Origin of the sequence: Arthrobacter sp. 3Tela_A (genome assembly GCF_049311025.1) — a bacterium.
In the GTDB taxonomy this organism is placed as follows: domain Bacteria; phylum Actinomycetota; class Actinomycetes; order Actinomycetales; family Micrococcaceae; genus Arthrobacter_B.
Genome location: NZ_JAXIOM010000046.1, coordinates 1 through 13,378 on the forward strand (window position 1 = coordinate 1; position 13,378 = coordinate 13,378).

Sequence of the window (13,378 nt, forward strand, 5' to 3'; positions counted from 1 at the left end):
CGCCCGGAACAATCAGTTCCGGGCGCGGCCCAACGAAACCCGCGGCAACCTACCCGAAGACAGGCACGCCGGCCCGGACGAGCCGCCAGTTCTCCTCCGCAAACGTTGCCGGGTCAATGCTCTGGTTGGCCACCACGTAGTCGATCAGCAGCTGCCGGATTTCGGTCTGCTGGTTCAGCAGCACCGGAGCCGTGGCAATGTGCGGGAAGTTCCCGCCGCCGGACTGGCGGTAGTTGTTGGTCGCGACGGCGAAGTGCTGCGCTGGATCCAACGGGGCGCCGTCGTACGTCAGGTTGGTGATCCGCTCCCCCACCGGCGCACTGATGTCGATGTCATAGCCGATTCCGGAGAACATGTCGTAGTTGTAGTCCGGAGTGCCGTCGGCGTTGGTCAGGGTTTCCGGATCCACCGGAGCACCCGGCGCCGTCTGATTGAAGTACTTCGCCGAATACTCCAGGTACTCCTTGATCTGCGCGCCGGTCATGTCCACCGCGTAGAGCGTGTTCGGGAAGACGTACAGACCGGCCAGGTCGCGGATGGTCACGGGCCCTTCGGGGATCACCGCGGTACGGCTAAACGGTGCCGCAACGGAGAGCACCGGAAGGTCACCCGCCGGAGTGCCGGCCAGCGCCCGCTGCACTGCCTGGGTCTGCACCTCGTTGACGAAGTCGATCACGGCCGTGTCCCGGTACCGGGATTCGGGCGCCGGCATGGTCTCGGTCGCAGTGCCTACCGGGGTGTTCACGTAGTCGATCACCCGCTGGTGCGCGTCCCGGACCAGGTCCGAGACCACCGGGTCAGCGTCCACGGTGTTGGCGTTGAGCAGGGAGGCCGACGCCGATGTCACGTCCCACTTGCCGCGCACCTTGGTCAGTTCAAAGTCCATGACGGACAGGCGCATGCCCCAGTTCAGCGGTTCGGTCAGCAGCACCTGCTCGCCGGTTTTCTTGTTGGTGACGAAGTGCTCGGGGATTTCCTGGTGCGCGTGGCCCACCAGGATCGCGTCAATGCCGGGGACTTCCTCGGCGACCTGCGTTGCAGCGTTTTCAAGCGGCAGGTCATCGCCGTAGGAGGACGTGCCGGAGGTGCCCGAATGCGCACTCACCACAACGACGTCGGCTCCTGCGGCCTTCATTTGCGGCACGTATTCGGCCGCGGTTTCCACCAGCCCGGGGAAGCGCAGCTTGCCTTCCACGTTGCCCTTGTCCCAGATGGCGATTCCGGGGTTGGTCAGGCCCAGAATGCCAACCTTGATGGGTTTGCTGCCCTTCGGCTTGACCGTCTTGATGATGTACGGCGAGAAGGCCGGCTCATTTGTGGTTTCATCGACGGCGTTGGCCGCGAGCAGCGGGAAGTCCAGCTGATCCTCGAACTTGGCCAGGAGGTCGGTGCCGTAGTTGAACTCGTGGTTTCCGAGGGCTGCGGCATCGTAACCCATGGCGTTCATGGCAGCGGCCATCGGATGGGTTTCGCCCGTTTCGGTAATGGGCTCGACGTTGGCGAAGTAGTCGGTGAGTGAGGTGCCCTGGATGGTGTCTCCGGCGTCGATCAGCAGGGTGTTGTCGACGCCGCGGTCGGCGCGGACCTGGTTCACCAGGCCGGAAATCTTCGCGAGGCCCACGTCGTTGCCGGCGGCGTCGTCGTACTCCGCGTTCTGGAAGTAGTCCCAGTTTTCGATGTAGCCGTGCAGGTCTGACGTGCCCATCACCGTAAGGTGGGCGGTTTTGTCCTTGCCGGGATGACCGGGCCTGTCCGGTTTTCCGGGTTTTCCGGGGTGCCCCGGCTTGCCGCCGTGGCCGTGACCGTGCCCGTTTCCGTGGCTGGAACCGTGGCCGGGCCCATGGCCCGATCCTGGGGATGCTGCTGCTGACGGCATAACTACAAGGCTAGCCGCGCAGACGGCGGCCAGAACGGCGGCCACGCGCGTACGGGGCCGAGGTGAAGGGGAGAACACTGGGAACCAGCTCCTTGGGGCAATGCGGAATAGGTACTTAGGCAGCCTTCCCCTGCGGACTGCACCTGCGGAAGGTGCATGGCCCGTTTAGGCCGCCGGAACCACAAATGTCCTCCAAGCCGTCTAGGCCGGCTCCCCTCATCGGGAAAGGCTGGACATTGCTAAGCGCTTAGGTAACGATAGCTAAGTGCTTAGCAAACTCGTCCTGCTGTCCCTCACCGCCATTGCTCCCGCAGCCTGGGGCACCACCTATCTGGTCACCACGGAGTTCCTGCCGCCGGACCGGCCCCTGCTGGCCGCCGTCCTGCGTTCCCTTCCCGCGGGACTGGTGCTGCTCGTGGTGCTCCGCCGGCTGCCGAAGGGCTCGTGGTGGTGGAAGTCCGCGGTCCTGGGGCTGCTCAATTTCGGCGCATTCTTCGCCCTGCTGTTCGTCGCCGCCTACCGGCTGCCCGGCGGTGTGGCGGCGATGGTCGGTGCGGTCCAGCCGCTGCTGGTGGCGGTATTGGCCTCACGGGTACTCGGCGAGCGCGTGGGACCGGTGAAGCTGGGTGCCGGCGCCGCAGGAATCGCCGGGGTGGGCCTGCTGGTTCTTTCAGCGGACGCCCGGCTCGACGCCGCCGGGGTGCTGGCAGCACTGGGCGGAGCAGCGTCAATGGCTGCCGGTATTGTGCTGACCAAACGCTGGCAGCCGCCCGTCGGGCCGCTTGTCTCCACCGCATGGCAGCTGGTGGCCGGCGGCTTGTTCCTGGTTCCGGTCATGCTGGCAGCCGAGGGTCCTGCACTGCCGGCCTTCACCGCGGCGAATCTTGCCGGTTACCTCTATCTGGCTTTGGTGGGAACGGTGCTGGCGTACTGGCTGTGGTTCCGTGGGATCCGGCTGCTGCCGGCGTCGGGGGTCAGTTTTATGTCGCTGCTGAGCCCCGTCGTAGCCACGGCCGCAGGTGCAGCTGTGCTGGGCGAATCATTCGCGCCCGGCCAGCTGGTTGGCCTGATCCTTATTCTTGGCGCGCTGGTTGCCGCCAATGCGGCCGGACTGAATGCCGGAGCACGCCGGCCGCAACCACAGCACCGGCCGGTTACTGGGTCTGCCAGCTCGCCTCGGTCCGGCCGGTAATTCCGAAAGTCTCCTCCACCAGCACCCGCTGGCCTGGAAGTGCCGCTGCCGGAACGTCCATACACACCTCATACTGCGCTGCGCCGCCGTTCTCCAGCGTCGGCACCGAGGACCCCTGCCGATCGAGCAGGGCAGTGCACGTCGATTCGTCATACTGGCGGCTGTCGGATCCAACGAAGTTCGCCCTCAGGTCCAGCCAGGGGTCACCCTCCTCGTTGCCGTTATAAACGACGTCGAGAGTGACGAGCACGTACTGGCCTTCGGGCGCCTCGTTGAACTCGCGGAAGCCCAGGATGGCATCGGTCGCATCCAGCTGAACGTTCGAAACGGTCACGCTGTACTCCCCCACCTCCGCCGCCGCTCCCAGCGGGAGCAGATCAGCGCTTGGCGTGGCGGAGCTGGAAGCGCTCGGCCCGGAGGAAGGGCTGGCCGTGACCGACGGCGCGCTGGTTGAGGAAGGGCTGCTTACCTCGTCCTCGACTGCGCCGAAGAGTGCTCCCCAGAAAACCGTGCCAAGGATCGCCGCGATCAGGGCAACCCCGGAGACCACCACTGCAGCAATACTCAGCCCTTTGGCCGTCGTCCGCTGCCGGACCGCTGTTACCAGTGCCGCTATGCCGAGTCCCAGGCCAATCAGAGCCAGAATCAGCGCCAGCCAGCTGATCAGCGGAATCCAGAACAGGAACAGCGCCACAATTCCCAGAATCAGTCCCGCGAGGGCCATCCCCCAGCCCCTGTTGGACTGCATTAGCCCTGGCGGAGGAGGGTACCCCTGCCCGCCGTAGCCGTACATCGGATCGTTTGGCCCAGTACCCATCATCGCCTCGCTGGATTCGGACGCCGCCGCGAGGGGAACCCTGTTTCTGGCCCTCCCGGCAGCGGGTCGATTCTTCGGGTCTTTCAACGGTAGGCGCGCCCGGGAGGCGCTACAAGGACTTGCCGCTATCCCGCCCGCCCAGGGTCCCGGCGGCCGGAATCAACGCGAAGCCGTGGCGCCGCTGGGCGGTGAGGCCGGGGCCGAGGCCCCGGAGGTCCCGGGGACTGCAGAGGACGACGGCGCGCTCGTGCCGGTCGCGGGAGGCGCCGAAGTCGACGGCGTTGCCGTGCGGGTGGCCGTACTGGTCGGCTCAGGCGATGGAGTCACCGTGTTGCGTTCCATCGGGGTGAACAGTGACGCCCACATGATCGCTGCGAGGACGCTCAGCACCAGGGCCGCTGCGGAAATGATCACGGCAGCAGTCCCAAGTCCTTTGGCCGAGCTCCCGGTCCGGCCGGCGGTTACCAGGCCTCCGATCCCCAGGCCGAGCCCGATGATGGCGAGCACCACCGCCACGAGGTTGACGGCCGGAAACCAGAACAGCAGCAGCGCGATTATGCCGGCAATCAGGCCGGCAATGGCCAGCCCCCTGCCCGCATTCCGGTTCTGCGGCGGATATCCCTGGTAACCCCTGGGGTCGAACGGCTGGGAGCCCATAATCGCCTCGCTGGGTCCGGATTCGGCAGGAAAGACTGCGGGTCAGTGGTTTTGAGCTTCTCCCACGGTAGGGGCGCCGGGTGAGCCCAGCAAGGAGGAGGACGGCTCCGGGCCCTCCTCAGCGAGCTTTTCTACCTGCGCCCGCAAGGCGGCCTCCAGCACGGAGTCCAGCGAGGTATGCGGCTCGGGCCGGGCACGGCGTGCGGCAGCACCGCCGTCGTCCGTCCCCGCCGGCCGGGCAACTTCGGCACTCGCAACTGCACCGCTGCCGGCGCCCAGCAGTTCCTCCCGCGCCGTCGTCCCAATGAGCCGGAACAGCTCCCGGTCCTCCCGTGTTGCCAGGGAGGAGGTTTTGAGGTCATTCAGCACAGCCAGCCCGGCCAGGGAACGCCGCGGATTGGCACTCAGTGAAGCCTCGAGTGCCCACTGCGCACGCACCCACCACTGGGCCCGCCGGTCCGCCTCCAGCTTCTGCCGGTAGCCAAAGTAGGCAACCAGAGCCGTCACCAGTATCCCCAGCGGGCCCAGCACCGGAATCCACGTGATGGCCCAGTCCGCAGCTGCCGGCCAGAATTCTCCCCAACCCATGCCCGGAGCCTAACCCCGGGCACTGACTTGCGGGAGGGCGGGTGCACTCTTCGCGGGCTCCGGCGACGATCCGGAGCGGTCCCGCATGTCCGTTCAGGCAGGGTGGAGCCTCTGAGCCTGTTGCGGCCGGTAGATTGTTGAGTCCTACTATTCGAGGAGTCCCCGCATGCCCCGCCCCCGCTCGCCGCTGCTGTCCGTGGACGCCATTGTCACCACGGCACTGGAGCTGATCGATGAAACGGGGAACTTCAGTTTTCCGCGGATCGCCCGCCGGCTGGAGGTCAGCCAGTCCTCGCTCTACAACCACATCGATAACCGCGAGCACATCATCGAACTGATCCGCGCACGGGTCTTCGCCGAAAAGCTGGAGGTACCGGTGCAGGACCTGCCCTGGGACGAGGCCTTGCGCGCCGTCGTCCGCGCCTACCGGAAATGCATAGCGGCCCATCCGCGTCTGGTGCAGCTGATCCTGACCCAGACAGTCCAGGATCCCGGCGCCCTCGCCGCCTACGAAACCATGGCAATGGCACTGGAACAGGCAGGGCTGCCGCCGCAGCGCATCGTCTCTGCCCTGTCCCTGATCGACAACCTGGTGCTCGGATCCGCCATGGAACTCAACGCGCCGGCCGTGGTCTGGGACCCGCCGGCCGGGCAGTTCCCGGCGCTCGAGCGCGCCCTGGAAGCGCCTTACACCGTGGAAGGACGGGCGGAAGCAGCCTTCGAGCTGGGACTGGACGTGCTCATCGAAGGGCTGCGGGCGCAGGAGTTTACACAAACTTAACTGAAAGCCTTTCGTTTTCTATTGCACTAAGGCTCCCCTGTGCCGGAAAGTAAATGAAACCCATTCATTTACACTTCACCGCACCCACTGAGGGAGACACCATGGCCCAGACCATCACCGCCGAGGGGCGCGTTCCCCTCACCGCCAAACGCGCCGTCGCGGTCTTCGGCATCGGCGTGATCGGCTTTATGACGGCCAACCTGGTGCCGATCATGATCGTCGCCCTCACCGAGGACGCGGGCTTCTCTGTCACCGCCGCCGGCACCCTCATGACGGCGTCGCTGCTGGCCTGCGCGGCGTCCTGCCTGCTCACCTCCCGGTGGGCTGCTGCCTCCGGCCGTTACGTGATTGCCCGTGCCGGGCTGGCACTGACCGCAGCGGGTTTCGGTGCAGCGGCGTTCATCCCGTCCGAACCGGTGGTCATTGCCGGCGTCATTCTCGGCGGCCTCGGTGCCGGCGGTGCGGTTTCTTCCGCGGGCGCCGCGCTCGGTGCGCTGCGGAACCCGGACCGGGCCTCGGGTATCAGCGGTTTCAGCAACCGGGCCATTGTCTCCGTGGTCCTGTTCGTCATTCCCATCCTCGGGGCGGGCATGGGCAGCGCGTTCGGCCTCTTCGCCGGACTGGCACTGGCCGCACTGCTGGCTGCCGGCTGGCTGCCGGACCGTCCGGCCGCGGAGCCCGACGCCGCTGCTGCCGCCCTGGGCGTTGCAGCAGGAACCGCCGCCCCGGCTGCCTCAAAAACCACCCGCACCGCCACGCTCGCCGGCCTGGCTTTGCTCGCGTGCTTCGCCCTCTGGGGCCTGAGCGAGGACTCCCTCTGGGCAGTTGCCGCCACCATGGGCGCCGACCAGGCCGGGCTCGACGAAACGGGCATGGGCCTGGTGCTGAGCCTGTCCACCCTTGGCGGCCTGGCAGGCTCAGCCCTGGTGGCCCTCGCCGGCCGCCGGCTGGGCCGCACACTCCCCCTCGCCGTCGTGCTGGTGGCCGGTGCCGCCATGAAGTTCGTATCCGGCATGGTGGAGGATTCCGGCCTGTACATGGTGGTGATCATCATCTGGAACACGCTCTACCTGATCGCCTTTGTCTACATCATCGCCATCGCGGCCGCTCTCGATGCGTCCGGCAAGTGGTCCGCCCCGGCGCTCGGCGTGTACCTGATCGGTTCCTCCTTCGCTCCGTTCCTGGGCACCGCAGTCTCCGCATCCGCCGGCTACGAAGCCCTCGGCATTCTCCTCTCGGTCATGACGCTGGTGCTCCTGGTTCCGTTTGTGCTGATCTCCCGTTACTCGGTCCGCGCCGAAAAAGCGGCTTCAGCTGCGCCTGTGGCGGCGGTGGCCTGATGCGCACGCTCTACACCAACGCCGCAGTCTTCACCGCCGACGGCCCGCCTGCCGCCGCCTTTGTAATCGACGGCGGGAAGTTCCAGTACGTGGGCGACACCGCCTCGGCGTCGGCAGTTGCCGGCAGCGGTGCCCGGACAGTGGACCTGCACGGAGCCTTTGTGCTGCCCGGCATCATCGACGCGCACACCCACCTGCTGATGACCGGCCAGGCACTGGGCAAGGTCCAGCTGCGCGACGCATCGAACCTGGCCGAGCTTCAGCAGCGCCTGCGCTCGGCTGCCGCGGGAAACCCCGACGCACCGCGCATCCTTGGAGCCGGCTGGCTGCACACCGCCCTGGACGGCGCCGCGCCCACCCGCGAACTCCTCGACGCTGCGGTGCCGGACCGTCCGGTGTATCTGGACGCGAACGACCTGCACTCGGTGTGGGTCAACACCGCTGCACTGGCCGAACTGGACATTGATCCGGCAACACCGGACCCGATCGGCGGGCGCATCGGCCGCGAAGCCGCCGGTGCTGCGGACGGCATGCTCTACGAAACCGCCGCCATGCAGATCGTCTGGCCTGCCCTGGCCGGCGCCGCCCGGGACGAGGACCGGGACGTGTCGCTCGAATCCGCGTTCACGCACTACGCCGCAGCCGGCGTCACCTCAGCGGTGGACATGGCAGTGCAGGACGACGACGTCGCCGCCTTCGAACGTGCCCTCGCCCGCCGCCGCGGCACCCTGCCGCTGCGGGTGAAAGGCCACTGGCTGATCCACCGCACGGACAGCACCGCCGGGAACCTGGCGCAGGTGGACCGCGCCCTGGAGCTGGCGCGCCGGCTGGCGGCCCAGCCCACCGCCGAATACCTCCAGCTGTGCGGAATCAAGATCATCGTGGACGGGGTCATCGACAGCTGCACCGCAGCCATGAAGGAACCGTATGCGGACGGCAGCACCGCCGGACCCATCTGGGACCGGGAAACCCTGCTGCCGGTGGTGGCCGCCGCAGACGCCGCCGGCCTGCAGATCGCCCTGCATGCCATCGGCGACGAGGCCTCGGACATCGCCCTGGACGCACTGGAACACGCCGCCAAGGTGAACGGCCCACGGGACCGCCGCCACCGGATCGAACACCTGGAAACCGTCACCGAAGCCAACGTGGCCCGCCTGGCGGACCTCGGCGTCGTCGCCTCCGTCCAGCCCGTACACGCCGACCCGGCGATCCAGGAGAACTGGCAGGCCGTGCTTGGCGATGACCGCGTGGACCGCGCCTACCCGTGGACTGAATTCACCGCCGCAGGCGCCACACTGGCGATCAGCACTGACGCACCCACCGCCCCGTACCAGGCGCTGCCCAACCTGTATGTCGCGGCCACCCGCAAATCGGCGCTGGAACCCGGTCTGCCGGCCAATCTGCCGCGCTATGCCCTGGACCTGGCCGACGCGATCTGCCACGCCACCCGCGACGCCGCGTACTCCTGCCGCACCGAGTCCAGCCTGGGCCGGATCGCTGCCGGCTTCCGCGCCGATTTCACCGTTCTGGCCAGCAATCCCCTGGACTCCCCGGCAGAGAACCTGCTGGCCAACAGCGTGTTACTGACCGTTACCGGTGGCGAAACGGTCTTCGACGCCGCGGCCGCTACCCTGAGCTAAACGACCCGTAAGGATCCACTGCAATGTCTTCGAGCATCACCTCCATGCCCGCCGAGTGGGCTCCCCACGACCGCACCTGGATGGCGTTCCCGCCGCCGAACGAGACTTTCGGCGAGCCCGGCAGCGACACTCTGGACCGCGCCCGGAAAGCGTGGTCCGCCGTCGCGCGCACCATCGCCCGGTACGAGCCGGTCACGGTCCTGGCCGATCCGGCGGACCTCGACGCCGCCCGCGAATACCTCGGTGACGGGATCAAGGTGCTGGCCGCCGAGCTGGACGATGCGTGGCTGCGCGATTCCGGGCCCACGTTCGTCCACACGGCCGACGGTTCCGTGGCGGCAGTGGACTGGATCTTCAACGGCTGGGGCGCACAGGACTGGGCGGCCTGGGACAAGGACCAGCACCTGGGCCGGTTCGTGGCCGGGCAGGCCGGCGCGCCCGTGTCCGCCAGCACCCTGGTCAATGAGGGCGGCGGGTTCCATACCGACGGCGAGGGCACGGTGCTGCTCACCGAGACGGTGCAGCTGGATCCGGGACGCAATCCCGGCGCCACCCGGCAGTCTGTGGAAGCCGAATTCCATGCCCGGCTCGGCACGTCGAAGGCGATCTGGCTGCCGCGCGGCCTGACCCGGGACTACGACGAGTTCGGAACCCGCGGCCACGTAGACATCGTGGCATGCTTCGCCTCCCCCGGCACGGTGCTGCTGCACCGGCAGGACGATCCGGCCCACCCGGACCACGAGGTCATGCAGGAAATCCGTGCGGTCCTCGAAGCCGCAACGGATGCCCGCGGCCGGAAGCTGGAACTCATCGACGTCCCCGCCCCCACGGTGATCGATGCCGGCGACGGGTTCGTGGACTACTCCTACATCAACCACTACGTCGCCAACGGTGCCGTCATCCTCTGTGCCTTCAACGACGTGAACGACGCCGCTGCCGCGGACATTCTGTCCCGCGCCTACCCGGGCCGCACCATCGAGCTCGTGGATGCCCGGGACATCTTCGAGTTCGGCGGCGGCATCCACTGCATCAGCCAGCAGCAGCCTGCCGCCCGCAGCGGAGCTGAGGCGTAATGTTCGACGTCGTTGAGGCCGGCATTGCCGAACTTCGGGAGGCGCTGGAGACCGGGAAAACCACCAGCGAGGAACTCGTTACCGCCTACCTGGCGCGGATCGAGGCCTACGACCGGTCCGGACCGAAGCTGAACTCGGTCGTCGTGGAGAACCCCGGGATGCTGGCCGAGGCCCGTGCCTCCGATGCCCGACGTGCCCGCGGGGAAACCCGAGGCCCGCTGGACGGCATCCCGTACACGGCGAAGAACAGTTTTAAGGTGCGCGGGCTGACCGTCGCCGCCGGTTCCCCGGCCTTCGCTGACCTGGTGGCCCAGGAGGATGCGTTCACGATTGGCCGGCTCCGGGAGGCCGGTGCGGTGCTGATCGGCCTGACGAACATGCCGCCGATGGCCAACGGAGGCATGCAGCGCGGACTCTACGGCCGGGCGGAAAGCCCGTACAACAAGGACTTCCTCACCTCGGCGTTCGCGTCCGGATCCTCCAACGGGTCCGGCACGGCGACGGCGGCGAGCTTTGCGGCCTTCGGGCTGGGCGAGGAGAGCTGGTCCTCCGGCCGCGCACCGGCGTCGTGCAACGCACTCTGCGCCTATACCCCCTCCCGCGGCGTGATCTCCATCCGCGGCAACTGGCCGCTGGTTCCCACCATGGACGTGGTGGTTCCGCATACCCGGTCCATGGCGGACCTGCTCGAAGTCCTGGATGTGATCGTGACGGACGACGCCGAGACACGCGGGGATTTCTGGCGCGCCCAGCCATGGGTGACGATTCCGTCCGCAACCGAGGTGCGTCCGGCGTCGTACCCCTCCCTGGCGGTGCCGTCAGCGGATGCCGCGCGCGGGGTCCTGGCCGGGAAACGGTTCGGCGTGCCGAAGATGTACATCAATGCCGATCCGGATGCCGGCACCGCGGACTCCCCCGGCATCGGCGGTCCCACCGGGCAGCGGATCGACACCCGGGTCTCCGTGCTGGAACTGTGGCAGGCCGCCCGCCGGGACCTCGAAGCTGCCGGCGCCGAGGTGGTGGAGGTCGATTTCCCGGCGGTCTCCAACTACGAGGGCGACCGGCCCGGCGCACCGACCGTATTCTCCCGCGGCCTGGTCAGCCCTGAGTTCCTGCACCGGGAAATCGTGGACCTCTCGGCCTGGGCGTGGGATGACTTCCTGGCAGCCAACGGTGACCCGCAGCTGAACTCCCTGGCCGACGTCGACGGTGCCGCGATCTTCCCGCATCCCGAAGGCGCGCTGCCGGACCGCTACACCGGGTTCGACGACGACATTGCCAACTATCCTGCCCACGTGCGGACTCATCCGGTGGAATCCTTCACCGAGATTCCGCACCTGGCCGAAGGTGTGCGCGGGCTGGAGGAAACCCGGCGGATCGATCTGGAAGCGTGGATGGATTCACTCGGGCTGGACGCCGTGGTCTTTCCTGCCGTGGCCGATATTGGCCCTGCCGATGCCGACGTAAACCCGGAGTCCGCGGACCTTGCCTGGCGCAACGGCGTCTGGGTGGCCAACGGGAATCTGGTGCCGCGGCATCTTGGCATGCCGACGGTCACCATGCCGATGGGCACTCTGCCGGATATCGGTATGCCCGTGGGGCTGACGTTTGCCGGCCGGGGCTGGGATGACAATGCGCTGCTCCGGTTTGGTGCTGCGTTTGAGGCCACCGGTTCCCGCCGCACTGAGCCGTCCCGGACTCCGCGGCTGTAGCGGGGTGCGGGACGGGGCGGCTGGGCTGGAAACTCCGGCTGCCCGCGGGCTGCGGGCTGCGGGTGGGCCGGTCCGCCGTTCCCACCTGTTGTGAAACCTGTTGCCTTCCGGGAGCTCATTCTTCCCACCAGTAACGAACGGTGGGAATGCCGGGGCTGGGGTTCTTGAACGGCATCCTGTGCTGCAATAACGCTGTTTAACCACGGCCTGCCGCATCCTGTGTCGCGATACTGCAGCTATGGGCCCGGCAGAACGACGTAATTGCGACGCAGGACGCAGAAACCATTCCGAAACAGCGTTATTACGACACAGAATGACGCCGTCAGTCACCGGAAAAGGGTTCATCCGCCACAGCCAAGCGCTATTTACTGAAGGCCTCTTCGTAAACTGCCGCCTGGCTGGGCATCAATATTCCTGAGACCCGGAGAAGCACGGTTCCATTCAGGTAGTGGTACTCGGTTCCAAGGACGCCTCCAGCGCCCTGCAGGACTCCCTGGATGTAGTCCGACCGGGTTTGGGTGTTCTCAGGGGTAGCAAAGGTCTCCACCACTGCTCCGCCGTCGATTCCCGTCTGCGCCGGGTCCGCCGCTGAATCCGCAATCCATGCAGCACTCACATATTGCCCCGGGCGGCCGATCAGATTGTTGGCATCGTTAGCCTCCGTCACGTCAGTGATGCCGGTGATGGTGGGCACCTGTGACTGCAGGGCGGCAGCCACTTCCACGGCTGTTTGGAAGGGAGCCTCCGGCTCGGCGGAAGGTGATGCCTCAGGAGTTGGAGTAGCAGTCGGCGTCGAAGCTGGCTGCGTCGCCGTCTTCGTTTCCGGGGTCCCAGGTGACTCTCCGTTGGTGGATGAGCAGCCCGTCATCCCCAGAGCCAGAACCAAACCCGCCGCAGCTAACAATTTTCGCATTTTCCCCCCCATTTGATGTACCCCAGGAAACAGCAAAAGCCAGCGAATCCCCCTTCGCTGACTTTTACCAGCAATCTCGCACTGGTCCCCCCACGGGCAGCAGAGCTCGCTCTCACCACCCTGAGGCTGAGTTCCGGGCGGTGACCAAGAACGCGGACGGGGCGCGCAGCCCTGAGGGATACGATCCCTCGGGAACAGGCACACAGACGTGACCCCCCAGTCACATAATGTCTGCGGCTTCGCATTCAAGCGAGCGCTGTCCCCGTCCGGCATTCTTGGTTTCACTCATGTTTCACACATGTGTGAGACATGAGTGAAACCCTAACAGCGCAGGCCGGACGGGTCAAAAGAAACGGCTAATCGGTTTCGTCGAGGATCTTGGCGATGGCACGCAGCGCTTCCGGGTCCACTGGGCCCAGGGCACGGGCAGCGAAATTGCGCACCTCGGCACGGCGCAGGCTGCGGATCAGTTCCAGTTCAGCTTCCACCCGTTCGGGCAGCTTTCCGCCCTCCTGGAGCAGGTACTCGGGGTCGACGTCGAACACCGCAGCGATAGCGCGCAGGGCTTCGTCCGGAACCACCTGTTCCTTGCCGGATTTCAGCAGCGACCAGCGGGTCCGGGAGAGGTAGTACCCGGCCTTCTGAGCGCCGTCGCGGATCGCAGGATAGTCGTAGGGCTTACCGGACTCGGACATGATCACGTCCAGGAGGAGGTTGATCTTCCTGGCGAGCGTTTCGGCCCGCCGCAGGGCCTCCGCACGTTCCGGAGGAAGATCGAAATTCTCCACT

Annotated in this window: 12 protein-coding genes; 6 read left to right on the forward strand and 6 right to left on the reverse strand. The window is 66.8% G+C overall.

Features of this window, described 5'->3' with window-relative positions; genetic code table 11:
* Positions 1 to 49: 49 nt before the first annotated feature.
* Positions 50 to 1,705, reverse strand: coding sequence for a bifunctional metallophosphatase/5'-nucleotidase (locus TVC13_RS13155; protein ID WP_422401635.1), 1,656 nt, complete (start codon positions 1,703 to 1,705; stop codon positions 50 to 52).
* Positions 1,706 to 2,141: 436 nt separating this feature from the next.
* Between TVC13_RS13155 and TVC13_RS13160 the strand changes: the two genes are divergently transcribed.
* Positions 2,142 to 3,068 (forward strand): EamA family transporter, encoded by a 927-nt coding sequence (locus TVC13_RS13160; protein ID WP_422401636.1) that lies wholly within the window; start codon positions 2,142 to 2,144, stop codon positions 3,066 to 3,068.
* Here TVC13_RS13160 and TVC13_RS13165 read toward each other — a convergent pair.
* The 3 genes from TVC13_RS13165 to TVC13_RS13175 form a co-directional block, all read right to left on the reverse strand.
* Entirely contained in the window at positions 3,031 to 3,816 is a 786-nt protein-coding gene (locus TVC13_RS13165; protein ID WP_422401637.1) for a hypothetical protein, read from the reverse strand. The genes TVC13_RS13160 and TVC13_RS13165 overlap by 38 nt on opposite strands.
* A 228-nt stretch (positions 3,817 to 4,044) precedes the next feature.
* Positions 4,045 to 4,542: a hypothetical protein gene (locus tag TVC13_RS13170; RefSeq protein ID WP_422401638.1), complete on the reverse strand. Its 498-nt coding sequence runs from the start codon at positions 4,540 to 4,542 to the stop codon at positions 4,045 to 4,047.
* Positions 4,543 to 4,584: 42 nt separating this feature from the next.
* The gene (locus TVC13_RS13175; RefSeq protein ID WP_422401639.1) at positions 4,585 to 5,130 is read right to left on the reverse strand and encodes a hypothetical protein; all 546 of its coding nucleotides are present in this window, start codon (positions 5,128 to 5,130) and stop codon (positions 4,585 to 4,587) included.
* 166 nt (positions 5,131 to 5,296) lie between these two features.
* On the opposite strand from TVC13_RS13175, the gene TVC13_RS13180 reads away from it, so the two are divergent.
* The 5 genes from TVC13_RS13180 (at position 5,297) to TVC13_RS13200 (ending at position 11,676) form a co-directional block, all read left to right on the forward strand.
* Entirely contained in the window at positions 5,297 to 5,911 is a 615-nt protein-coding gene (locus TVC13_RS13180) for a TetR/AcrR family transcriptional regulator (protein ID WP_422401640.1), read from the forward strand.
* 101 nt (positions 5,912 to 6,012) lie between these two features.
* A complete protein-coding gene (locus TVC13_RS13185) occupies positions 6,013 to 7,251 on the forward strand; it encodes an MFS transporter (protein ID WP_422401641.1) in 1,239 nt (412 codons plus the stop codon).
* Complete coding sequence (locus tag TVC13_RS13190; protein ID WP_422401642.1) at positions 7,251 to 8,891, forward strand: amidohydrolase; 1,641 nt, start codon at positions 7,251 to 7,253, stop codon at positions 8,889 to 8,891. The genes TVC13_RS13185 and TVC13_RS13190 overlap by 1 nt, the downstream gene beginning before the upstream one ends.
* A 23-nt stretch (positions 8,892 to 8,914) precedes the next feature.
* The gene (locus TVC13_RS13195) at positions 8,915 to 9,964 is read left to right on the forward strand and encodes an agmatine deiminase family protein (protein ID WP_422401643.1); all 1,050 of its coding nucleotides are present in this window, start codon (positions 8,915 to 8,917) and stop codon (positions 9,962 to 9,964) included.
* Positions 9,964 to 11,676 carry an amidase gene (locus TVC13_RS13200; RefSeq protein ID WP_422401644.1) on the forward strand — a complete coding sequence of 571 codons (1,713 nt, stop codon included), beginning with the start codon at positions 9,964 to 9,966 and terminating at the stop codon, positions 11,674 to 11,676. The genes TVC13_RS13195 and TVC13_RS13200 overlap by 1 nt, the downstream gene beginning before the upstream one ends.
* A 361-nt stretch (positions 11,677 to 12,037) precedes the next feature.
* On the opposite strand, the gene TVC13_RS13205 is transcribed toward TVC13_RS13200, so the two are convergent.
* Together TVC13_RS13205 and TVC13_RS13210 are read right to left on the reverse strand one after the other, a co-directional pair.
* Positions 12,038 to 12,394, reverse strand: coding sequence for a hypothetical protein (locus TVC13_RS13205; protein ID WP_422401645.1), 357 nt, complete (start codon positions 12,392 to 12,394; stop codon positions 12,038 to 12,040).
* A gap of 551 nt (positions 12,395 to 12,945) precedes the next feature.
* Complete coding sequence (locus TVC13_RS13210) at positions 12,946 to 13,377, reverse strand: hypothetical protein (RefSeq protein WP_422401646.1); 432 nt, start codon at positions 13,375 to 13,377, stop codon at positions 12,946 to 12,948.
* Between the last annotated feature and the right edge of the window lies 1 nt (position 13,378).